Origin of the sequence: Brevundimonas sp. (assembly GCF_036405315.1) — a bacterium.
Lineage (GTDB): Bacteria > Pseudomonadota > Alphaproteobacteria > Caulobacterales > Caulobacteraceae > Brevundimonas.
The window spans coordinates 1-22,157 of the sequence record NZ_DASWXW010000054.1 but is presented as its reverse complement, the minus strand read 5'-3'; the positions used below and the strand labels follow the sequence as shown (position 1 = coordinate 22,157).

The window sequence follows — 22,157 nt, the reverse complement described above, 5'->3', positions numbered from 1 at the left end:
CCGCGACCGATCTGGAGCGACGACGGCGACGCCCCCTTCGACATGGGCGACGATCCCGAAGCCCTCGACAGCGACAAGCCGATCTACGCCACGCCGCGTCCCAAGAAAGCCAAACGTGTGAAAAAAGAGAAGTCCGCGAGCAACGAGACGGTCGAGATCATCAAGACCGTCGTCTTCGCCCTGCTGATCGCCTTCGTGCTGCGGGTGCTGCTGTTCCAGCCCTTCACCATCCCCTCGGCCTCGATGGAGCCCAACCTCTACGAGGGCGACTACATCGTCGTGTCGAAGTGGTCGTATGGCTATTCCAAGCACTCGATCCCGTGGAGCCCGCCGCTGTTCGACGGCCGCATCCTGGGCAAGGACCCGGCGCGCGGCGACATCGTCGTGTTCAAGCTGCCGCGTGACAACAAGACCGACTACATCAAGCGCGTGATCGGCTTGCCGGGCGACAAGGTGCAGATGATCGCCAACAAGCTCTACATCAACGGCGCTGCGGTGAAGGACGTCGTCGTCAGCCGCGCCGAGATGGCCGACATGTTCGGCCCGCGCCCTGTGACTCAGCTCCGCGAGACCCTGCCCAACGGCAAGAGCTTCATGACCCAGGACTTCGGTCCCGGCGGCGATCTGGACGACACCCCGGTCTATGAGGTCCCGGCCGGACACTTCTTCATGATGGGCGACAACCGCGACAACTCGATCGACAGCCGCGTCGAGATGTCGGCCGGCGTGGGCATGGTCCCGGCCGAGAATCTGGTCGGCAAGGCCGAGATCATCATGTTCTCGTGGTCGCCGGGCGCGTCTCTGTTCAACCCGGTCAGCTGGTTCGCGAACCTGCGTCCCAGCCGGTTCTTCAAGATCCTCGACTGATGGCGAACGTGCGGGCCGAGGCCGTCGCCGCGCTCCGGCGTCGGCTGGGCCATGAATTTTCCGACCCGTCCCTGCTGGAACGGGCCCTGACCCACGCCAGCGTGGGCGAGGGCGGGGGACAGGCCGACGGCCGACGCCCCGCCGACAACGAGCGGCTGGAGTTCCTGGGCGACCGGGTGCTGGGCCTGCTGGTCGCCGACCGGCTGACGCGCGAGTTTCCCTCGGCGGACGAAGGCCAACTGTCGGCCCGTCTTCACGCCCTGGTGGACAAGGCCGCCTGCGCCCGCGTCGGCGAGCGGCTGGGCGTCGGCCCGGCGCTGCGCCTGTCGGCGGGCGAGACCAAGACGGGTGGCCGCAGAAAGGCCGGAGTCATCGCCGATGCTGTTGAGGCTATTCTGGCGGCCGTCTATCGCGACGGCGGCCTGACGGCGGCCAAGGCCATGTTCGACATCGCCTGGGCCGAGGAGTTCGCGTCTCCTCCGGCGCCGGCCGTGACCAATCCCAAGTCCGCTCTGCAGGAGTGGGCGCAGGCTCAAGGGCGTCCCCTGCCGACCTATCGGGTGGTGGAACGCACCGGATCAGATCATGCTCCGACCTTCGTGGTCGAGGCGACGGTGGTCGGCTTCGACCCCGTGCAACAAACAGGACGTTCGCGTCAGGAGGCGGAAAAAGCCGCCGCCACGGCGCTGTTGAAACGAGAAGGCGTAATTTGACCGAGACCCTCAACCCGAACCAGCGCGCGGGCTTCGCCGCCATCATCGGCGCGCCCAACGCCGGCAAGTCGACGCTGGTGAACCGGCTGACGGGCTCCAAGGTCTCGATCGTGACCCAGAAGGTCCAGACCACGCGCTTCCCCGTGCGCGGCATCGCCATCGAGGGCGACGCCCAGATCGTCCTGGTGGACACGCCCGGCATCTTCACGCCGCGCCGCCGTCTGGATCGCGCCATGGTCGCCTCGGCCTGGGGCGGCGCCGAGGACGCCGACGTGGTGGTCCATCTGATCGACGCCCCTTCGCACATCGCATCCGAAGGCCGTGACGGCACCGCCGCCGACCGCAAGTCCGCCGAGGACACCGAGACCATCATCGCCAACCTGAAGGCGACGGGGACCAAGGTCATCCTGGTGCTGAACAAGATCGACGGCATGCGTCGCGACACTCTTCTGGCCCTGTCGCACCGCCTGTTCGAGACCGGCGTCTATGAAGAGGTCTATATGATCTCGGCCCTCAGCGGCGACGGCGTGGACGACCTGAAGCAGCGTCTGGCGCGCTCCATGCCCGCCGGTCCCTGGCTCTATCCCGAGGACCAGTCGGCCGACGTACCGGTCCGCGTCCTGGCCGCCGAGATCACGCGCGAGAAGGTCTATCTGCGCGTCCACGAAGAACTGCCCTATTCGGCGGCGGTCGAGACCACGGCCTTTGACGAGAAGCCTGACGGTTCGGTGCGCATCGAACAGACCATCTATGTCGAACGCGAGAGCCAGCGCCCCATCGTGCTGGGCAAGGGCGGCCAGACCCTGAAGTGGATCGGCCAGAAGTCGCGTGAGGAGCTGATCGAACTGCTCGACCGCCCCGTCCACCTGTTCCTGACCGTCAAGGTCGACCCCAAATGGCAGGACAGCCGCGCCCTCTACGCCCAGTTCGGTTTGGATTTCGACGTCTAAAAAACGTGGTTTAGTATCGTGTTTGTAGTTCCCAAGTCCGCAGGCGGGCGGCCCTGGTTCCTCGGATCCCTGGCCGCCGTCGCCCTTGCTTCAGCCGGCGCCGGCGCCTGGCTCGTCCACGCCATCGCGCCTGAGACCCAGGCGGCGACGGCGAGCAAGCCGAAGCTGCCGGAACGCCCCCCCGTCGAGGTGGTCGAGGCTCTGCCGCAGCTGAAGGCGCGGCTGGACTATCTGGGCGAGCGGAAGCAGTTCATGGGCGCCGTCCTGGTGGCCAAGGGCGATCAGGTCCTGTTCCGTCAGGTCTATGGCAAGGCGAACTACGAAAACGATCAGCCGCTGAAGCTGGACACCCGCTTCCGTCTGGCCTCGGTGTCCAAGCAGTTCACCGCCGCCGCCATTCTGAAGCTTCAGGACGAGGGCAGGCTGTCGGTCAACGATCCGGTCTGCAAATGGATCGAGGCCTGCCCGGATGCATGGAAGCCGCTGCGCATCCACCACCTTCTGTCGCACACGTCGGGCATCCCGGACCTGATGGCTCAGGCCGAATGGGGCCGCATCCGCGTCACGCCGCGCACGCCGCAGGAACTGACCGAGGCCTCGGCCCGCTATGGCCTGCAGTTCGAGCCGGGCACCAAGATCCGCTACGACAACGCCGCCTATAATCTGGCTGCCGAGATCGTCAGCAAGGCCAGCGGCAAGCCGTTCGAGACCTATCTGAACGACGCGATCCTCAAGCCGCTGGGCCTTAAGGATACGGGGTCGGACGCCCATGCCGACGCGCAAGGCCTGGCCATGGGCTACGCCAACTTCCCCGGCGGTCTGGCGGCCCAGCCGATAGCCAATGTCAGCGTCGTCTTCGGCGCCGGCGCTCTCTATTCGACCCTGGACGACATGCTGGTCTGGAACCGAGCCCTGCATAAGGGCCATGTCCTCAGCGACGCTTCCTACGCCCAGATGATCGCCGACCACGCCCCGGCGAACACCCCCAAGGAACGGGGCCGCGCACACCGCGCCTATGGCTACGGCATCTACGTCAACAGCCTGGGCGAGCAGGTGAGGCCAGCCTTCGACGACAAGCAGATCTATCACACCGGCAGCTGGGCCGGGTTCCGTAACCTGGTCCTGTATCAGCCCGAGGCCGATGTGACCGTGGTGGTCCTGTCCAACAACTACCACCAGCGCGACCTGGTCTTCATGCTGAGCCAGCAGGCCATGGCGGAGGCGCTGGGCCGACCGTTCCCGACCGGGTTGAACCGCTAGGGACCGCTAATCCTCCCTTGTCGCGCAGCGACGGGGGAGGGGAACCGCCGTCAGGCGGTGGAGGGGGCGAGCTTCAAACGCTGCTCCCTGATTATTGTAGCGCCCGCCTGTTTCCGCCCCCTCCACCATGCTGCGCATGGTCCCCCTCCCCCGCGAGCGGGGGAGGATTGAGAGCTACCCCTTCATCGACCCCGTCTCGATGAACCTCTGGTGCCACGACAGGGCCTCGGTCAGCAGGTGCGGCGATTGCAGGCCGTAGGAGCCCTTCAGCGCCCGCGCATAGTAGTCCTTCAGCGCGTCGCGATAGTCGGGGTGGGCGCAGTTGGCGATGATGACCTGGGCGCGTTGTTTGGGCGACAGGCCGCGCAGGTCGGCCAGGCCCTGTTCGGTGACGATGACCTGCACGTCCTGGGTGATGTGGTCGACGTGGCTGGCCATGGGGACGATGGCCGAGATCTTGCCGCCCTTGGCCGTCGACGGCGTGACGAAGCAGGAGATGTAGGCGTTGCGGGCGAAGTCGCCTGAGCCGCCGATGCCGTTCTGGATGCGCGAGCCCATGACGTGGGTCGAGTTGACGTTGCCGTAGATGTCCGCCTCGATCAGGCCGTTCATGGCGATGCAGCCCAGACGGCGGATGATCTCCGGGTGGTTCGAGATTTCCTGCGGGCGCAGGATGATCTTGCCGCGGAACTGCTCCATGCGGCTGTTCAGGTCGGCGGCAGCCTCGGGGCTGAGCGAGAAGGCGGTGGCCGAGGCGACGGTCAGCTTGCCTGAGTCCAGCAGGTCCAGCATCCCGTCCTGAAGCACCTCGGTATAGGCGGTCAGGTTCTCGAACGGGCTGTCTTGAAGGCCGGCCAGCACGGCGTTGGCGACATTGCCGACGCCGGATTGCAGGGGCAGCAGATGGGCGGGCAGGCGACCCAGCTTCACCTCGTGCTGCAGGAACTCGATCAGGTGCCCGGCGATGGCCGTGGCGCTGGCGTCCGGCGCGGCGAAGGGCAGGTTGCGGTCCGGCGAGTCCGTCTCGACGATGGCGGCGATCTTCGACGGATCGACGCGGAACACAGTCTCGCCGATCAGGTCGGTCGGCTTGACCAGCGGGATCGGCACGCGGGCCGGCGGCAGGGCCGTGCCGTAGTAGATGTCGTGCATCCCCTCCAGCGCCGCGTTCTGCCAGCTGTTGACCTCCAGGATGATGCGGTCGGCGCGGTCCAGCCAGGTCTTGTTGTTGCCGATGGAGGACGAGGGGATCAGCGAGCCGTCCTCGCGGATCCCCGAGACCTCGACCACCGCTGTCTCCAGCGGGCCGAGGAAGCCTTGCCAGGCGACCGGGGCCACCTGCGACAGGTGCATGTCCAGGTATTCCATCTCGCCCTTGTTGATCTTCTCGCGGGCGATGGGGTCGGAGTTGTAGGGCAGGCGGAATTCGATGCCGTCCGCCTTGGCCAGGGCGCCGTCCAGCTCCGGCCCGGTCGAGGCGCCGGTCCAGACCTTCAGCTTGAACGGATTACCCGCCGCGTGCTCGGCCTCAATCCGGCTGGCCAGGGCCATGGGCACGACCTTGGGATAGCCAGAGCCGGTGAAGCCGCTCATACCCACCGTCGAGTTGGCCGGGATCAGGGCGGCGGCGTCCTGGGCGGACATGATCTTCGACTGCAGGGCAGGGTTGCGGACGCGGGACATCGGAAACCTGACGGCTGGAGCCCGGGAGGGCTCGGGGAACGGAGCGGACATAGGCGCCGCATCATCCTGATTCCAATACGGCTTTGGTCGTAACGGTCCGTGATCACAAAGGCGTCAGCCGCCCGGTTTACAGTCCGCCGCCGGGTTGGTGTTGACCATCCACGGAATGCCGAACTTGTCGGTCAGGCTGCCGAACCCGGGCGACCAGAAGGTCTCGGCGAAAGGCATGCCGACCTTGCCGCCTTCCGACAGGGCGTCGAAGACCTGCCGCGCCTTGGCGACGTCTTCGGTGTGATAGGAGACGTCGAAGCCGTTCTTGGGCTTGTCGATGTTCGGCGCGAACTCCGGCGGCATGTCGGACCCCATGATGGCCTGGTCCCCGACCTCCAGCCAGCCGTGCATCAGCCAGTCGTTGTACTTGGCGTCCACCGCCATGTCGGGCGGGCCGTCGCCGAAGGGAAAGGCGGCCGTGACCTTGCCGCCCAGAACGCGAGCGTAGAACTCCAGCGCCTCGCGGCACTGGCCCTGGAAGCTGAGGCTGGTGACGATCTTCATGAGACCTCTCCTGGGTGGGGTTGGAGGTCTGAACGCGCGGGGCGAAGATCGGCGCCATGCCATCGCTCTCCTCTTGAGGGCGCGTGATTTTTCTCCGCTCATCCCGGCGAAGGCCGGGATGAGCGGGGGTGTGTGCGCTTCCCCCTTCGCTGGAACAGGACTAGAACATCCTCATGATCACCGCCGCCCTGTTGATGCTCCAACTGTCCGCAACGCCTGCCGAGACCGCCTCGGTCGAGCGCACCCTGGACGCCATGCACGCCGCCGCCTCGGTCGCCGACGGCGCCGCCTATTTCGCCACCTTCACGGCGGATGGCCGGTTCATCGGCACGGATGCGGCCGAGCGGTGGACGCTGCCGGAGTTCCGCGCCTACGCCATGCCCTATTTCTCGCAAGGGCGGGGCTGGACCTATCGCCCCGTCACGCGGACCGTGACCATCGCCCCGATCGACTGCCGCTGCGTCGCCTGGTTCGACGAGGTGCTGGACAACGACGCCTATGGCACCACGCGCGGTTCGGGCGTGCTGCGGCTGACCGAGGACGGCTGGAAGATCGAGCAATACGTCCTCAGCTTCGCCGTGCCCAACGACAAGGCGCGCGCCGTCGTCAACGCCATCAAGGCCGACTGATGGAGGTTCAGGACGACGCCTTCGTCCTGTCGGCGCGGGCGCATGGCGACACCGGGGCCGTGGTCGAACTGCTGACCGAGCGGCATGGCCGTCGCGCGGCCTATGTCGCGGGTGGGGCGTCGCGGAAGATGCGGCCCTTTTTACAGGCAGGGGCGCGGGTCGTGGCCGATCTGCGGTCGCGCACCTCGGAACAGTTGGGTTCAGCGCGGCTGGAGCCGGTGGGCGAGGGGCCGGCGGCCCTGTTCGACGATCCTCTGGCCCTGGTCGGGCTGAACGCCGCCGCTGCGGTGGCGCAAGGAGCCCTGCCTGAGCGCGAGCCGCATCCGGGCGCCTTTCTGGCCTTTGAGGCCATGATGGGGGCGTTCGCCCTGCCCGAAGTCTGGCCCGCCATCTTCGTGCGGTTCGAGGCGGGGCTGCTGGAAGACCTGGGCTTCGGTCTCGACCTGTCGCGCTGCGCCGCCACCGGGTCGATGGACGATCTGATCTATGTCAGCCCGCGCACCGGCCGCGCCGTCAGCCGCGACGCGGGCGCGCCCTATGCCGACAAGCTGCTGAACCTGCCGCCCTTCATGCTGGGGGCGCAGGCGGGTCTGGGCCAAGGCGACGTGAAGGCGGGGCTGGACCTGACCGGGCACTTCCTCGAGCAGTTCGTTTTCCACGCCCTGAACAAGCCCCTGCCGCCCGCGCGGGTCTGGATGATCGAGCGGTTGGCCGAGGCGGGGCGGCTTTAGCCGAAGGTGAAGGCGAAGACCTGAACCCCGGGGTCGAGGAACTCGATCTCGAAGGTGCGTTCGCGGGCGCCGTCTGACTGGCGCACCAGTTGGTACAGGCGCTGGCTGTCGATCCGGCCCAGACCTTGCGCATCAATGTCCACGCCGGCGTCGGCGCCGGGCGCCTGGCCGTCGATGCGGACGCGGAAGCGCACGGGCTGGCCCATGGTGCTGGGCCCCATGACCAGATGCAGGTCGCGGGCCTTGAAGCGGAAGGCCAGCTTTCCGCCTGTCGTTTGCAGGTCGGCGTGTTCGGACCGCACGATCCAGTCGCCGGACAGGTTCCAGTCGTTCAGTTTCAGGGGCGCGGCCGCATAGGTCTTGCGCACATCGAAATCGAAGCCGCCGGGCGAGACGAAATGCCTGGCGCGGGCGTAGCCCACATAGGTTTCCGGCGAGGCGACCTCGGCCATGTCGGCGGCGGCCTCGGCGCCCCGACCCCGCACCTGAACGACGGCTTGATCGACATTGGTGGCCCCGGCCTCCTTCAGCAGTTGCTGGATGACCCGCTCCGAGTGCTCGTAGTCGCCCTCGCCGAAGTGGTGGTGGCGGATGTTCCCCCTGGCATCGATGAAGTAGTGGGCGGGCCAGTAGCGGTTGTCGAAGGCGCGCCAGATGGCGAAGTCGTTGTCCATGGCCACGGGATAGGTGATCCCGAACCGGCGCACGGCGTCGCGGACGTTGGCGGGCGACTTCTCGAAGGCGAACTCGGGCGTGTGGACCCCGATCACCACCAGTCCCTGATCGCGGTACTTCTCGGCCCAGGCGCGGACATAGGGGATGGTCCGCACGCAGTTGATGCAGGAGTAGGTCCAGAAGTCGACCAGCACGACCTTGCCGCGCAGTTGTTCCGTGGTCAGGGGCGGGCTGTTGATCCACTCGGTCGCGCCGGTCAGCGGCGGCATGGCCCCTTCGACGGGCAGGGCGTTCAGGGGCGCAGCGGGGGCGTTCGTCGGCTGACCCGCGCCGAACCGGCTGAGCAGACTCTGCTCGATCCGGTTGGTGCTGCTGCTCGACAGCCGGGTCAGCAGGCCGGTGTCGAGGCCCAGAGCGATGGCGGCGACGCCGACCAGAACCAGCACGCCCAGACCCCGTCGCACCCATTCGCCGACCACCAGCGACTTCTTCATCGTCTGGAACACCCTTCCGCCGATCACCAGGGCGAGGGCCAGGGAGGTGGCGGCCCCGGCGGCGTAGGCGACCAGCAGGAGGGTCGTGCCGACGCTGGCCCCCTGAAGCGCCGCGCCGGTCAGGATCAGCCCCAGGATCGGCCCGGCGCACGGCGCCCACAGCAGGCCGGTCGCCACCCCCAGCAGGAAGGAGGGCCAGACGCCGCCTCCGGATTGCTGCTCCGCGCTGGCCTTTTCGGTCAGACGCGAGCCGAGGGCGACCAAGGGCCGGGTCAGCCGATCCGCCAACGCGGGAAACACCAGCGTCAGCCCCAGCACCGCCATGACCGCGAGGGCGATCCAGCGCCCGACCTGGTTGGCCTGCACCGCCCAGCCTCCCCCGACCGCCGCCAGCGTCGCCACGCCTGCGAAGGTCAAGGCCATCCCGACCAGCAGGGGCAGGCCGCTTTTCACGAAGGGCTGGCCCGCGCGGGCGAAGACGAAGGGCAGGACCGGCAGGATGCAGGGGCTGAGAATGGTCAGCGCCCCGGCCAGATAGGACAGCAGGATCAGGAGCATCGCGTCGTCCTTGGGCTTGTCGCCTCGGATGAGGATACGCCTCAATCCGCCATTCGGATGCAGGGCGTCGTTTTCCTGACTTTACCCCCTTCTGATTCCGTCAGTGGGCTAGACTTCCGGCGTCCGATCTCCGATTCGAAGTCACATGACCATCCACACCCCGACGCCCGAAGGCGGCCGCATCGTCGAAGAGCCGATGGGCGATGCGCTGTCGAAGCGCTATCTGGCCTACGCCCTGTCGACCATCACCAACCGGGCCCTGCCCGACGTGCGCGACGGCTTCAAGCCGGTGCACCGGCGCATCATGTACGCCATGCACCAGATGCGGCTGAATCCGCAGGCGGCGGCGCGCAAATGCGCCAAGGTCGTCGGCGAGGTCATGGGCGGCTATCACCCGCACGGCGACGCCTCCATCTACGAGGCCCTGGTGCGTCTGGCCCAGGACTTCGCCCAGCGTTATCCGCTGGTGGACGGGCAGGGCAACTTCGGCAACATCGACGGCGATAGCGCCGCCGCCATGCGCTACACCGAGTGCAAGCTGACGCCCGCCGCCGTCCTGCTGCTGGACGGCATCGACCAGGACGCGGTCGATTTCCGCCCGACCTATGACGATCAGGACGAGGAGCCGGTGGTCCTGCCGGCCGGTTTCCCCAACCTGCTGGCCAACGGCTCGTCGGGCATCGCCGTGGGCATGGCGACCTCGATCCCGCCGCACAACGTCGGCGAACTAATCGACGCCTGTCAGCTGCTGCTGGAACGACCCGAGGCGACCACCGAGGAACTGGTGCAGATCGTGCCGGGGCCGGACTTCCCGACCGGCGGGGTGTCGGTGGAAGGTCATGCCTCGATCCTGGACGCCTATGAAACAGGTCGCGGCGGCGTGCGTTTGCGCGCCCGCTGGGAGACCGAGGACCTGGGGCGCGGGGTCTGGCGCATCATCGTCACCGAGATGCCCTATCAGGTGCAGAAGAGCCGCCTGATCGAGGCCCTGGCCGACCTGATCGAGAACAAGAAGGCGCCGCTGCTGGGCGACGTGCGCGACGAGTCGGCGGAAGACATCCGCCTGATCCTGGAGCCCAAGAACCGCACCATCGAGCCTGAGATGCTGATGGAGAGCCTGTTCAAGCTGTCCGATCTGGAGGTCCGCTTCCCGATCAACATGAACGTGCTGGACGCCTCGGGCACGCCGCGCGTCATGGGCTTGAAGGACTGCCTGCAAGCCTTCCTGGATCACCGCCGCGTGGTGCTGAACCGCCGGTCGCAATGGCGGATCGAGCGGGTCGAGAAGCGGCTGCACCTGTTGGAAGGCCTGCGCATCGTCTTCCTCAACCTGGACGAGGTGATCCGCATCGTCCGCGAGGAGGAGCAGCCCAAGGCCGTCCTGATCGCGCGCTTCGGCCTGAGCGAGCCGCAAGCCGACTACATCCTCGACACCCGCCTGCGCCAACTGGCGCGGATCGAGGAAATGGCGATCGACAAGGAATACAACGCCCTGGCCGAGGAACTTGCGGCGCTGAAGGCGCTGACCTCGTCCGAAGCCAAGCAGTGGAAGGCCATTTCGAAGGAACTGGAGGTCGTGCGCAAGGCGCTGATCTCGCCTCGCCGCACGACCATCGGCGAGGCAGTGGACGCCTCGGCCTTTGTGGCGCCCGAGGCCTTCATCCCGCGCGAAGCCATCACCGTCATCCTGTCGGAACGCGGCTGGATCCGCGCCGCCAAGGGCAAGGTCGAGGACCCGTCGGAGTTGAAGTTCAAGGAAGGCGACAGCCTGGGCTTCCTGGTCCCGGCCTTCACCACCGACAAGCTGCTGGTGGGCGCCTCTGACGGGCGCATCTTCACCATCGGCGCCGACAAGCTGGCCTCTGGGCGTGGCCACGGCGAGCCGCTGCGCCTGATGATCGACCTCGACGAAAAGGCCGAGATTATCAACGTCGTGGCGCATGAACCGAATGCGAAGCTTCTGGTGGCGTCCAAGGCCGGCTACGGCTTCGTCGCGCCGGAGAACGACCTTCTGGCCCAGAAGCGCGGGGGCAAGCAGGTGCTGAACGGCGAGATGCTGTCCATGCTGCGCATCCCGTCCAACCCGCAAGGCGACCACGTCGCGGTCATCGGCGAGAACATCAAGGCCCTGATCTTCCCCCTGGCCGAGTTGCCTGAAATGGGCCGCGGCAAAGGCGTGAAGCTGCAGAATTACAAGCAGGGCGGTCTGGCCGACGTGGCGGTGTTCAACGCCGAGACGGGGCCGGAATGGGCCGATGGCGGCGGTCGTCGCCGCAACTGGCCCGACTGGAAAGACTGGCTGGGCAAGCGTGCCGGAGCAGGACGGCAGGGGCCGCGCGGGATGCGCAAGTTCCGCTAAGCAGTTCTAGCCTCCGTCATCCTCCGGCGCTCCGCAGGAGCGACCGGGGGACCTAGCGGCGCCGCGCGACGGCGCGGCGAAAGATACGGCGAAGTCTTTGGCAGGTTCGCGCTCTCGCGCGCCGCTGGGTCCCCCGGTTCCGCGCTGCGCGCGGCCCGGAGGATGACGGAAGCCTTGCGCTGGCAGGTGACGGCGAATTCATTGGTTGCCGGGGCTAAGGCCTCCCATATTCCTTCTGAAATGCTGGAGGAGGCTCAATGATCACCTGGATCATCATCGGCGTCATCGTCGTCGTTCTGCTGTTCGTCGTCGTCGGGGCCTACAACAAACTGGTGGCGCTGGATCAGGCGGCCAACCAGTCGTTCGCCGACATCGACGTGCAGTTGAAGCAGCGTCAGGACCTGATCCCCAACCTGGTCGAGACGGTGAAGGGCTACGCCACGCACGAGCGCGGCACCCTGGACGCCGTGACCCAGGCCCGCGCGGTCGCCGCCGGCGCCCGCACGATCGACGAGAAGGTGCAGGCCGAGAACATGCTGACCGGCGCCCTGGGCCGTCTGTTCGCCGTGTCCGAGGCCTATCCGGACCTGAAGGCCAACGCCAACTTCCAGCAGTTGCAGATGGACCTGTCGGATATCGAGAACAAGCTGGCCGCCGCGCGCCGCTTCTTCAACAATGCGGTCAGCGAGTTCAACGCCGTGCGCCGCCAGTTCCCGACCGTCCTGTTCGCCGGCATGTTCGGCTTCGGCTCCGACAAGCCCTTCTTCGACGTGGGCGAGGGTGAACGCGTCGCCCTGAACGCCGCCCCGCCGACGGTGAAGTTCTAAGCCCCAATGGCGGTTTTCGGTCAGGCCGTCGGCCTCAAGACCCACATCTGGCGGAACAACACCCGGTCGGCCATCCTGCTGGCCGGGTTCCCGGTGCTGCTGGTGTTGATCCTGTTCGGCATTCAGGTGCTGATGATGGGGTTCGGCCTGCTGCCCAACTCGGGCGGCAGTCTTTCGCAGGATCTGGCGCTGGCCGTGTCCATGCTGGGTTGGACCGTGCCGACGGCGCTGGTCGTGGCCGTCATCTGGTTCGTCATCGCCTATCTCGGCAACCAGATGATGATCGACGCCATGACGGGCGCGCGCAAGGTCGAGCGCCGGGTCGAGCCTGAGCTCTACAACCTGCTGGAAAATCTGGCGATCTCGCGCGGGTTGCGGACGCCGACGCTGCGGATCATCGAGAGCCCGTCGCTGAACGCCTATGCGTCAGGGCTGCATGAGGGGAACTATAGCGTCACGGTCACGCGCGGCCTGATGCAGGCCCTGAGCCGTGACGAGATGGAGTGCGTCCTGGCCCACGAGCTGACCCACGTCATCAACAAGGACGTGCGGACCATGGTGATCGCCTCGATCTTTGCGGGGATCATCAGCGTGGTCGCCGAACTGGTGTTCCGCAGCCTGTTCTATGTGCGCGGCGGTCGCGGCGGGAACAACAAGAACGCCCTGCCGCTGATCCTGATCGGCCTGGCCATCGGCGTGATCGGCTTTGGTCTGGCCGCCGTCATCCGCATGACCCTGTCGCGGACGCGGGAGTATGTGGCCGACGCCGGGGCGGTGGAGCTGACCAAGAACCCCGACGCGATGATCTCGGCGCTGCGCAAGGTGTCGGGGCAGTCGAAGATCGAGGCGCCGGACGAACTGCGCGGCATGTTCCTGGACAATACGGCGGACAAGGCGGACTTCGCCGGCCTGTTCGCCACCCACCCGCCGATCGAGAAGCGGATCGCGGCCCTGGTGAGGTTCGCGGGCGGTCAGGACGAGGGGCCGTGGGGACCGACGCTGGGAACGTCCGTGCCGATGACCTGAAAATCCTTCTTCCCTTGCGGGAGAAGGGGTTAGAGCCGTTTCCAGCCCAGCGGGCGCAGGGCCTCCATGGGTCTGAACTTCGCCTTGTAATCCATCTTGGGGGAGCCCTGGACCCAGTAGCCCAGATAGACGTAGGGCAGGCCGACCTGGGTCGCCTGGCGCAGGTGATCCATGATGGCGAACTGGCCCAGGCTGCGGCGCTCAAGCTCGGGGGCGAAGAAGCTGTAGACCATTGACAGGCCGTCATGCAGCAGGTCGGTGAGGCAGACCCCGACCAGATCGCCCGGGCCGTCGTCGCTCGCCGGCAGACGGTATTCGATCAGGTGGGTGCGGACGGCCGTGTCCTCGACCATGGACACATAATCGGACCAGCCCATGTCGCTCATGCCGCCGCCGGGGTGGCGTGTGGACAGGTAGCGACGCAGCAGGTCGAACTGCTCCATCGTCGCCTCGGCCTCGACCAGATCGCGCGACAGGTCGGCGTTGCGGTTCAGGATCTTGCGCTGGGATCTCGAGAAGGTGAACTCGCCGACCAGGATGCGAACCGAGACGCAGGCGGCGCAGGCCTCGCAGGCCGGGCGATAGGCGATGTTCTGGCTGCGGCGGAAGCCGGCCTGGGTCAGGGCGTCGTTGACGTCGGCGCCGTCGCTGAAGGGCAGGTTGGCGAAGACCTTGCGCTCGAACTGGCCCGGCAGATAGGGGCAGGGCGCGTTGGCGGTCATGAAGAACCGCAGTTGCCGGGTCGGGAAATGCTGGGTCACGGCCTTACGTCCGTTTCCAATCGTTTCGGCAGGTCTGCGCGTGGGTCGTCATGTCCCGATTTGGCGCGCAACCGGGGGATTTCGCAAGCGCCGTGAGAGCGGCGCTCGCGGTCACAGGCTGGTGTCCGTGGGTAGGACCGGCGCCTCGCGCAGCAGGACGATGGCGATGCGGCGGTTGCCGGCCAGGGACGGGTCATCGGGATAGAGGGGGTCGGACCCCGCCTTGCCCGCCACCGAATAGACCCGGTCGGCGTTCACGCCCGCGCCCTGCAGCGTCAGGCGTGAGGCGTCGGCGCGGGCGGACGACAGCGACCAGTCGCCGGCGCCGCTGGCGCGGCTGGAGCCGGCCACGGCGCTGGTGTGGCCGGTGATCGAGATGCGGTTGGGCAGTTGGTTGATGACCTTGGCGATGGCCCGCAGCAGCAGTTGGGCGCGCGGGTTGGGACGCGAGGAGCCGTTCTCGAACATCGAGCGGCCTTCCTGGTCGACCAACTGGATGCGCAGGCCCTCGGGCGTCTGGTCGATGATCAGCTGTTTCGACAGCTCGGCCAGTTCCGGCATGGCCTGCATGGCCTGACGCAGGGATTCGGCGGCGCTGGCGAAGTCGGCGGCCTCGCGCTTGGCGATCTCGGCGCGCAGGGCGGCTTCGCTGGCGGCGGCCAGGTTGGAGTTCTGGCCCACGGCTTCGGGTGCGTCGGGCGCTTCGGGGGCCAGCTGTTCGATGACGGACATGGAGCCGGAACCCTTGGCCCCGTCGTCGCCCAGGGCGGTGCCGCCCAGGATGCCGCCGGAGCCGGAGGTCGAGGCCGAGACGTTGGCCGGGGCGAAGTATTCGGCGATGCCCTTCTTCTGCTCCGGGTCGGTCGTGTTGATCAGCCACATCAGCAGGAAGAAGGCCATCATGGCCGTCACGAAGTCGGCGTAGGCCACCTTCCACGCGCCGCCGTGGTGGCCGCCGCCGGAGACCTTCTTCACCTTCTTGATGAGGATCGGGCGATCGCTCGCGGACATGGGCAGGCCAATCTTAACGTCGTTCGTTAGTCGTGAATCCCATGCGGCCGTTAAGAAGGGGTTGCGGCGCGGGCGTTTCCGGCATGCGGTCTTGCCGCATGACGCCCCACGGCTTAGGTCAGGCCTGTGTCCGGGTCTCCATCTTCTTCTTCCGATTTCGACGCCAAGGCCTATCGCAAGGCGCTGGGCGGGTTCGCCACGGGCGTCTGCGTGGTGACGGCCCATACCGCCGAGGGGCCGCTGGGGATCACGGTCAACAGCTTCACCTCGGTGTCGCTGGATCCGCCGCTGGTCCTGTGGTGCCTGGACGTGAAGTCGGACCGGCACGACGCCTTCGCCGGGGCCGAACGGTTCGCCGTTCACATGCTGCCGGTCGAGGACCAGGCCATGTCGGACCGCTTCGCCTGGGGCGTCTGCACCTTGTCGGACGACGAGTTCGAGGTCGGCGATCCGGCCCCGCCGCGCCTGCGCAACGCCGTGACGCGGCTGGACTGCACGACCCACGACCGCATCGTCATGGGGGATCATCTGGTCATCGTCGGGCGAGTTTCCGGCTTCGAGACCCGCCCCGGCGACGCCCTGACCTATTTCCGCGGCAAGTACGGCCGGGCCGTCGATCCGACGGCCTAGCTCAGCCCTTCTCCCCTTGAGGGAGAAGGAAGATGCTAGCCCAGCAGCCGCGCCGCCTTCGGCGCGAAGTAGCTGAGGACGCCGGAGGCGCCCGCGCGCTTGAAGGCGTGCAGGGTTTCCAGGATGGCGCGGTCTTCCTCCAGCCAGCCGTTGGCGATGGAGGCCTGCATCATCGCGTACTCGCCGGACACCTGATAGGCGAAGGTCGGGATCTTGAAGGTCTCGGAGACCAGGCGGACGATGTCGAGATAGGGCAGGCCCGGCTTGACGATCAGGGCGTCGGCGCCCTCGGAAACGTCCATCGCCACCTCGCGCAGCGCCTCGTCGGCGTTGGCGTAGTCCATCTGATAGGTCTTCTTGTCGCCGGTCAGCGATTTCGACGAACCGACGGCGTCGCGATAGGGACCGTAGAAGGCCGAGGCGTATTTGGCCGCATAGCTGATGATCAGGGTGTCCGGCAGGCCGTTGGCTTCCAGCGCCTCGCGGATGGCCTGGACCCGGCCGTCCATCATGTCTGAGGGGGCCACGGCGTCGGCGCCGGCGTGGGCGTGGATGAAGGCCTGTTCGGCCAGGCGTTCCAGCGTCGGGTCGTTGACGATGCGGCCGTTCTCCAGAACCCCGTCGTGGCCGTGGTCGGTGTAGCAGTCCAGGGCGACGTCGGTCATAACGCCGATCTCGGGCGCGGCGTCCTTGATGGCCTTGATGCAGTCGGGGATCAGGCCGTCGGGGTCGCTGGCGGCCGTGCCGACGTTGTCCTTCAGGCTGTCGTTCACGTTCGGGAACAGGGCGATCATGGGGATGCCCAGGTCGCGGGCCTCGACGGCGGCCTTGGCGGCCTCCTTGGGCGACAGGCGGAAGACGCCGGGCATGGAGGCGACCGGCTGGCGGTCCTCAGCGCCGTCGTGGACGATGATCGGCCAGATCAGGTCGGCGGGCGTCAGGGTCGTCTCGGCGACCAGACGGCGCACCCAGGGCTGCGAGCGCAGGCGGCGCGGACGGGCGTAGGGGAAGGCGGCGGGCTGGAAGGGCAGGGTCATGCAGGGCTCATAGTCCCCAAGACGGGGCAGGGAAACGGCTTTGGGGAAGGCATATCGGAAACCCGTCGCGAAAAAACAGAGTCCAATTCGTCCAATGAGTCTGAAATCGACGCGTCGAGAGGCGAAGACTAGCGCGGCCTTGCGTCATTGGCGGACACAGGATGCGGCGCGGGGCGCTGGCGGGGTGACGTTTCGCCGGGGCTTGGATAGAAGCAGCATGAACGCCCCGACAGAGGGCAGAGTCGGGAGTATAGATCATGGACTTCGCCCTCAACGACGACCAGCGCGCCATTCAGGACGCGGCGCGGGCCTTCGCCGACGCCGAGCTGGCGCCGCATTCGGCCCAGTGGGACGAGGACAAGCATTTCCCGGTCGAAGTGATGAAGTCGGCGGCCGAGATGGGCTTCTGCGGCATCTATACGGGCGAAGAGCACGGCGGCATGGCCCTGGGCCGGGTCGAGGCGGCGGTGATCTTTGAGGAGTTGTCGCGCGGGGACGTGGCGACGGCGGCCTTCATCTCGATCCACAACATGGCCACGTGGATGCTCGACAAGTTCGGGTCTGACGACCTGCGCTCGCGCTTCGTGCCGTCGCTGGTGACGATGGACAAGATGGCCAGCTACTGCCTGACCGAGCCGGGCTCGGGGTCGGACGCGGCGGCGCTGCGGACCACGGCGGTGCGCGACGGCGACCACTATGTGCTGAACGGGTCCAAGGCCTTTATCTCCGGCGCGGGCGTGTCGGACGTCTATGTCGTCATGGTCCGCACGGGCGGCGAGGGCGCCAAGGGCGTCTCGACCATCGTGGTCGAAAAGGACACGCCGGGCCTGTCGTTCGGGGCCAATGAGAAGAAGATGGGCTGGAACGCCCAGCCGACCGCCGTGGTCAGCTTTGACGACTGCCGCGTGCCGGTCGCCAATCTGGTGGGCCAGGAAGGCGACGGCTTCAAATACGCGATGGCTGGTCTGGACGGCGGGCGTCTGAACATCGCCGCCTGCTCGCTGGGCGGGGCGCGGCTGGCGCTGGAGACGGCGCAGGAATACGTGACCACCCGCAAGCAGTTCGGTCAGGCCATCGGCCAGTTCCAGGCCCTGCAGTTCCGTCTGGCCGACATGGCGACAGATCTGGAGGCGGCGCGCCTGATGGTGCAGCGCGGGGCCTGGGCCATCGACAATGACCACCCCGAGAAGACCAAGTGGTGCGCCATGGCCAAGCGGCTGGCCACCGACGCCTGCTTCCAGATCGCCGACGAGGCGCTGCAACTGCATGGCGGCTATGGCTATCTGAAGGACTATCCGCTGGAGCGGATCGTGCGCGACCTGCGGGTCCACCGCATCCTGGAAGGCACCAATGAGATCATGCGCGTGATCATCGCGCGGGAGCTGGCCCGATGAGCGAAGCCGAAGTCATCACCCGCATTGAAGGCGGCGTCGGCCGCATCACCCTGAACCGGCCCAAGGCGATCCATGCGCTGAACCGGGCCATGTGCGATGCGATGATCGAGGCGCTGCTGGCCTGGCGGGGCGATGACGCGGTGCAGTCGGTGCTGATCGACCATGCGGGCGAGCGCGGCTTCTGCGCCGGGGGCGACATCCGCATGATCGCCGAGAGCGGGGCAGGGGACGCGTCGGAGGCCAAGGCCTTCTTCAAGACCGAGTATCAACTGAACCATCTGCTGTTCGACTATCCCAAGCCGATCACGGCCGTCGTCGACGGCATCGTCATGGGCGGCGGCGTGGGCATCAGCGAACCGGCGGACGTCCGCATCGCCACCGAGCGCACCACCTACGCCATGCCCGAGACGGGGATCGGCCTGTTCCCCGACGTGGGCGGGGGCTGGTTCCTGTCGCGCCTGCCGGGGCAGACGGGCGTCTGGCTGGCGCTGACGGGGGCGCGGTTGAAGGCGGCGGATACGGTGGCGCTGGGCATCCATACCCACTTCGTGCCGAGCGAAGGCGTCGAGGTGCTGAAGGCTGAACTGCTGGCGGCGTCGGCTGATCCCAAGGCGGTCGCGGATCGCGCAGCGGGTGATGCGGGCCTGGCGCCGCTGGACGCGCATCGCGAGGCCATCGACCGCCTGTTCGCCTTTGACACGGTCGAGGAGATCTTCGCCGCGCTGGAGGCCGACGGCTCGGACTGGGCGCTGAAGCAGCTTCAGACGCTGAAGACCAAGTCGCCGCAGTCGCTGAAGGTCAGTCTGCGCCAGATCCGCACCGGGGCGACGCTGTCGTCCTTCGCCGAGAACATGGCGATGGAGTACGCCCTGGGCGGTCGGGTCGTGCAGACCCATGACTTCCAGGAAGGCGTGCGCGCCGTCATCGTCGACAAGGACAATGCGCCGAAGTGGTCGCCCGCCGAGTTGTCGGACGTCAGCGACGCGACGCTGGACGCCCTGTTCGCGCCTCTGCCCGCCGACGAGGCCTGGTCGCCGCTCTGAAAACGTCGCTGCGGCGCAACATTTGTTGTTCCAGGTCGCCTTGAGGGCTATCTAGGCGGCATGAGTACGCGCTGGACCCCTGAATCCTGGAGAAACAAGCCCGTCGTGCATATGCCGACGGACTATCCTGACATGGCCGAACTGGCCCGTGTCGAAGACGAGTTGCGGGCCATGCCGCCCCTGGTGTTTGCGGGCGAGGCCCGCAAGCTGACCCAGCATCTCGCACAGGTAGAGGCGGGCAACGCCTTCCTGCTTCAGGGCGGCGACTGCGCCGAGAGCTTCAAGGAGTTCTCGACCGACAATATTCGCGACACCTTCCGCCTGATCCTGCAGATGGCGGTGGTGCTGACCTTCGCCGGCCGCAAGCCGGTGGTGAAGGTCGGCCGCATCGCCGGTCAGTTCGCCAAGCCGCGCTCGTCGGCGGTAGAAGAGATCGGCGGCGTGGAGCTGCCGTCCTATCGCGGCGACATCATCAACGGCATGGGGTTCACCGCTGAGGAGCGCGTGCCCGATCCGCAGCGTCTGCTGAAAGCCTACAACCAGTCGGCTTCGACGCTGAACCTGCTGCGCGCCTTCGCCGGCGGCGGCTATGCCGACCTGTACAACATCCACCGCTGGACCCTGGGCTTCGCCGACAACGGCGCGGGCGCGGCCTATCGCGAGTTGGCCGACAAGATCACCGAGGCCCTGGCCTTCATGGAGGCGGTCGGCGTCACGCCCGAAACGCACCCCGATCTGTCGCGCGTCGAGGTCTTCACCAGCCATGAAGCCCTGCTGCTGAACGTCGAGAGCGCCCTGACGCGCCTGGAAGGTTCGTCGGGCGAATGGTTCGACACCTCGGCCCACATGCTGTGGATCGGCGAGCGCACCCGTCAGCTGGACGGCGCCCACATCGAGTTCATGCGCGGCATTTCCAACCCGATCGGGGTCAAGTGCGGACCGACCATGACGGCGGAAGACATCCTGCCGCTGATCGACGCCCTGAACCCGAACAACATCCCGGGCCGTCTGACCCTGATCGGCCGCTTCGGTCACGACAAGGTCGGCGATCGTCTGCCGGCCCTGATGCGGGCGGTGAAGGCCGAGGGCAAGCGCGTCATCTGGTCGATCGATCCGATGCACGGCAATACGCTCAAGGCCGCCAACGGCTACAAGACCCGGCCGTTCGACCGCGTCATGGGCGAGGTCCGCAGCTTCATCGACGTGGCGGAGGCCGAGGGCGTCCACCCCGGCGGCGTCCACCTGGAAATGACCGGCCAGAACGTCACCGAATGCCTGGGCGGCGCTCAGGCGGTGACAGAGGACGATTTGTCGAGCCGCTATCACACCCACTGCGATCCGCGTCTGAACGCGGATCAGGCGCTGGAGCTGGCCTTCCTGGTCGCCGAGCGCCTCAAGGCCGGCCGTCAGGCCCGCGCCGAGGCCGCGTGATCTCGCCGACCGAAGACGAGGGGCCGGGCCGCGTCGCCTATCAGGGGGCGCCAGGCGCCTTCAGCCATGAAGCCTGCCTCGACCTGCGCCCGTGGGACGAGGCGGTCGGGTTCGAGACCTTTCAGGGGGCCATCGAGGCCCTGCTGTCCGGCGATTGCCAGTCGGCGCTGATCCCGGTCGAAAACTCGACCATCGGCGTGGTCGAGCCCGCCGCCAGCCTGGTGCGCGAGGCGGGGTTGACGGTGGTCAGCGAGGCCTGGCGTCCGATCCGGCTGGCCCTGCTGGGGTTGCCGGAAGCGCGTCTGTCGGACATTCGGACGGCCGAGAGCCATCCCGTGGCCCTGCAGCAGTGCTCCAAGGCCCTGGGCGAGATGAGGATCACGCCGGTCGAGGTCTTCGACACCGGCGGGGCCGCCGCCGCCGTGGCCGAGGCGGGCGACGTGACCCGCGCCGCCGTGGCGCCGGCGCGTGCGGCCGAGGTCTATGGACTGACGGTTCTGCGCAACGATCTGCAGGATTTCAGTGACAACCGGACGCGATTTGTCCTGTTGAGCCCGTCTGGGGGTTGACCGCGCATAGTCTTTGCGCGCTTAAGAGAGGATCGGATCGACCCTGATCCTGAAACCGGACCGGACCCATGTCCTCGCTGCGCGCACAAATGACCCTTGAAACCACCACGCGCGCGGTGGCCGGCTTTTATTTTGGCTACGGCTATTACGGCTTTCGATACGCCGGCTGAGGCGTCGGGCTTCTAACCAATCCTGACAGTCTCGCTGGCGACCGCTTCTCCCGAGCGGCCTCTGCACGCGTTCCTGCCTGATGTTCGGCGGACGCGATCTCCTCATCGAAATTCCATGCCGAAAGCCCAATCCCATGCCGCAATCCAACATCCAGCAAATCTGGCCCGCTGACCAAGCCGACCTGAGCCCCGAGCAGAAGGCGCTGGCGGCCCTCCGGGCCGAGATCGACAGCCTGGACGATCAGATCCTGGAACTGTTCGAGCGCCGTCTGGCCGTCGCCGGCCAGGTGGGCAAGGCCAAGGACGCGCCCGTAGGCCCCCACACCAAGCTGCGCCCCGACCGGGAGCAGGCCGTTCAGGCCCGCGTCCTGAAACAGTGCGAACCCGAGAACCGCGAGGCGGTCGAGCACCTGTGGCGCGAGATCGTCGGCTGGGGCCTGGCCCGTCAGGGCCGGCTTCAGGTCCACGTCTGGGCCCCGATCGACCCGGCCAAGGCCGTGGACGGCGCCCGTCTGCGCTTCGGCGCCGCCGCTGACATCAAGCTGGTCCGCGACCCGCAGGCCGCGCTGGCGCACGCCGCGGAAGGACATGGGGTCTCGGTGCTGTCGATCAACACCGAGGACGCCTGGTGGATGGGCCTGCGTCGCGAATGGTCGATGCTGAGCGTCTTCGACGGCTACGGCGGCGAGACGCCGACCTCGCTGGCCGTGGGCAAGATCGATCCGCCGGCCCTGCCGACAGGCCGCCGCGTGGTGGTGACGGTCGGCGGCGACGCCGGCGACGG

The 22,157-nt window shown here is 67.3% G+C and carries 21 protein-coding genes; 15 read left to right on the top strand and 6 right to left on the bottom strand.

Annotated elements, in window-relative coordinates; all coding sequences use genetic code 11:
* The first annotated feature begins 42 nt into the window (after positions 1-42).
* The 4 genes from lepB to VGE49_RS03500 are packed head-to-tail and all read left to right on the top strand — an operon-like array spanning position 43 to position 3,790.
* Positions 43-867 (top strand): signal peptidase I, encoded by an 825-nt coding sequence (gene lepB, locus VGE49_RS03515; RefSeq protein ID WP_414643593.1) that lies wholly within the window; start codon positions 43-45, stop codon positions 865-867.
* Positions 867-1,580 carry a ribonuclease III gene (gene rnc, locus VGE49_RS03510; RefSeq protein ID WP_331033196.1) on the top strand — a complete coding sequence of 238 codons (714 nt, stop codon included), beginning with the start codon at positions 867-869 and terminating at the stop codon, positions 1,578-1,580. The genes lepB and rnc overlap by 1 nt, the downstream gene beginning before the upstream one ends.
* Entirely contained in the window at positions 1,577-2,530 is a 954-nt protein-coding gene (gene era / locus VGE49_RS03505; RefSeq protein ID WP_331033195.1) for a GTPase Era, read from the top strand. Before rnc ends, era begins: the two co-directional genes overlap by 4 nt.
* Positions 2,531-2,548: 18 nt before the next feature.
* A complete protein-coding gene (locus VGE49_RS03500; RefSeq protein WP_331033194.1) occupies positions 2,549-3,790 on the top strand; it encodes a serine hydrolase domain-containing protein in 1,242 nt (413 codons plus the stop codon).
* Between the two features lie 174 nt (positions 3,791-3,964).
* On the opposite strand, the gene VGE49_RS03495 is transcribed toward VGE49_RS03500, so the two are convergent.
* Together VGE49_RS03495 and VGE49_RS03490 are read right to left on the bottom strand one after the other, a co-directional pair.
* Complete coding sequence (locus VGE49_RS03495) at positions 3,965-5,473, bottom strand: acetyl-CoA hydrolase/transferase family protein (RefSeq protein WP_331033193.1); 1,509 nt, start codon at positions 5,471-5,473, stop codon at positions 3,965-3,967.
* Between the two features lie 114 nt (positions 5,474-5,587).
* On the bottom strand, positions 5,588-6,028 hold the full coding sequence (locus VGE49_RS03490; RefSeq protein ID WP_331033192.1) for a VOC family protein: 441 nt from the start codon (positions 6,026-6,028) through the stop codon (positions 5,588-5,590).
* A gap of 173 nt (positions 6,029-6,201) precedes the next feature.
* On the opposite strand from VGE49_RS03490, the gene VGE49_RS03485 reads away from it, so the two are divergent.
* Both VGE49_RS03485 and recO read left to right on the top strand, forming a co-directional pair.
* Positions 6,202-6,657, top strand: coding sequence for a nuclear transport factor 2 family protein (locus VGE49_RS03485; RefSeq protein WP_331033191.1), 456 nt, complete (start codon positions 6,202-6,204; stop codon positions 6,655-6,657).
* Positions 6,657-7,388: a DNA repair protein RecO gene (gene recO / locus VGE49_RS03480; protein ID WP_331033190.1), complete on the top strand. Its 732-nt coding sequence runs from the start codon at positions 6,657-6,659 to the stop codon at positions 7,386-7,388. Before VGE49_RS03485 ends, recO begins: the two co-directional genes overlap by 1 nt.
* Here recO and VGE49_RS03475 read toward each other — a convergent pair.
* Positions 7,385-9,115 (bottom strand): cytochrome c biogenesis protein DipZ, encoded by a 1,731-nt coding sequence (locus VGE49_RS03475; RefSeq protein ID WP_331033189.1) that lies wholly within the window; start codon positions 9,113-9,115, stop codon positions 7,385-7,387. The genes recO and VGE49_RS03475 overlap by 4 nt on opposite strands.
* Positions 9,116-9,260: 145 nt before the next feature.
* Here VGE49_RS03475 and parC point away from each other — a divergent pair, with 145 nt between their 5' ends.
* From parC to VGE49_RS03460, 3 genes are all read left to right on the top strand, one after another.
* Positions 9,261-11,474, top strand: a complete 2,214-nt coding sequence (gene parC / locus VGE49_RS03470) for a DNA topoisomerase IV subunit A (RefSeq protein WP_331033188.1) — start codon at positions 9,261-9,263, stop codon at positions 11,472-11,474.
* Positions 11,475-11,731: 257 nt separating this feature from the next.
* On the top strand, positions 11,732-12,301 hold the full coding sequence (locus tag VGE49_RS03465) for a LemA family protein (RefSeq protein ID WP_331033187.1): 570 nt from the start codon (positions 11,732-11,734) through the stop codon (positions 12,299-12,301).
* A 6-nt stretch (positions 12,302-12,307) separates the two neighbouring features.
* Positions 12,308-13,327 (top strand): M48 family metallopeptidase, encoded by a 1,020-nt coding sequence (locus tag VGE49_RS03460; protein WP_331033186.1) that lies wholly within the window; start codon positions 12,308-12,310, stop codon positions 13,325-13,327.
* A gap of 29 nt (positions 13,328-13,356) precedes the next feature.
* Here the strand turns inward: VGE49_RS03460 and VGE49_RS03455 are convergent, their stop codons facing one another.
* Complete coding sequence (locus VGE49_RS03455; RefSeq protein ID WP_331033185.1) at positions 13,357-14,088, bottom strand: arginyltransferase; 732 nt, start codon at positions 14,086-14,088, stop codon at positions 13,357-13,359.
* Positions 14,089-14,199: 111 nt separating this feature from the next.
* Positions 14,200-15,099 (bottom strand): flagellar motor protein MotB, encoded by a 900-nt coding sequence (locus VGE49_RS03450; protein ID WP_331033184.1) that lies wholly within the window; start codon positions 15,097-15,099, stop codon positions 14,200-14,202.
* Positions 15,100-15,225: 126 nt separating this feature from the next.
* On the opposite strand from VGE49_RS03450, the gene VGE49_RS03445 reads away from it, so the two are divergent.
* Positions 15,226-15,729, top strand: a complete 504-nt coding sequence (locus VGE49_RS03445; RefSeq protein WP_331033183.1) for a flavin reductase family protein — start codon at positions 15,226-15,228, stop codon at positions 15,727-15,729.
* Positions 15,730-15,764: 35 nt separating this feature from the next.
* On the opposite strand, the gene hemB is transcribed toward VGE49_RS03445, so the two are convergent.
* The gene (gene hemB / locus VGE49_RS03440; RefSeq protein WP_331033182.1) at positions 15,765-16,766 is read right to left on the bottom strand and encodes a porphobilinogen synthase; all 1,002 of its coding nucleotides are present in this window, start codon (positions 16,764-16,766) and stop codon (positions 15,765-15,767) included.
* Positions 16,767-17,023: 257 nt separating this feature from the next.
* Between hemB and VGE49_RS03435 the strand changes: the two genes are divergently transcribed.
* From VGE49_RS03435 to VGE49_RS03415, 5 genes are all read left to right on the top strand, one after another.
* Positions 17,024-18,160 (top strand): isobutyryl-CoA dehydrogenase, encoded by a 1,137-nt coding sequence (locus VGE49_RS03435; RefSeq protein WP_331033181.1) that lies wholly within the window; start codon positions 17,024-17,026, stop codon positions 18,158-18,160.
* Positions 18,157-19,203: an enoyl-CoA hydratase/isomerase family protein gene (locus tag VGE49_RS03430; RefSeq protein WP_331033180.1), complete on the top strand. Its 1,047-nt coding sequence runs from the start codon at positions 18,157-18,159 to the stop codon at positions 19,201-19,203. Before VGE49_RS03435 ends, VGE49_RS03430 begins: the two co-directional genes overlap by 4 nt.
* 60 nt (positions 19,204-19,263) lie before the next feature.
* The gene (locus VGE49_RS03425; RefSeq protein ID WP_331033179.1) at positions 19,264-20,634 is read left to right on the top strand and encodes a class II 3-deoxy-7-phosphoheptulonate synthase; all 1,371 of its coding nucleotides are present in this window, start codon (positions 19,264-19,266) and stop codon (positions 20,632-20,634) included.
* Positions 20,631-21,203, top strand: coding sequence for a prephenate dehydratase domain-containing protein (locus VGE49_RS03420; RefSeq protein WP_331033178.1), 573 nt, complete (start codon positions 20,631-20,633; stop codon positions 21,201-21,203). The genes VGE49_RS03425 and VGE49_RS03420 overlap by 4 nt, the downstream gene beginning before the upstream one ends.
* Positions 21,204-21,507: 304 nt before the next feature.
* Positions 21,508-22,157, top strand: a 650-nt coding sequence (locus VGE49_RS03415; protein ID WP_331033177.1) for a chorismate mutase, incomplete at its 3' end; no start/stop codon positions are given.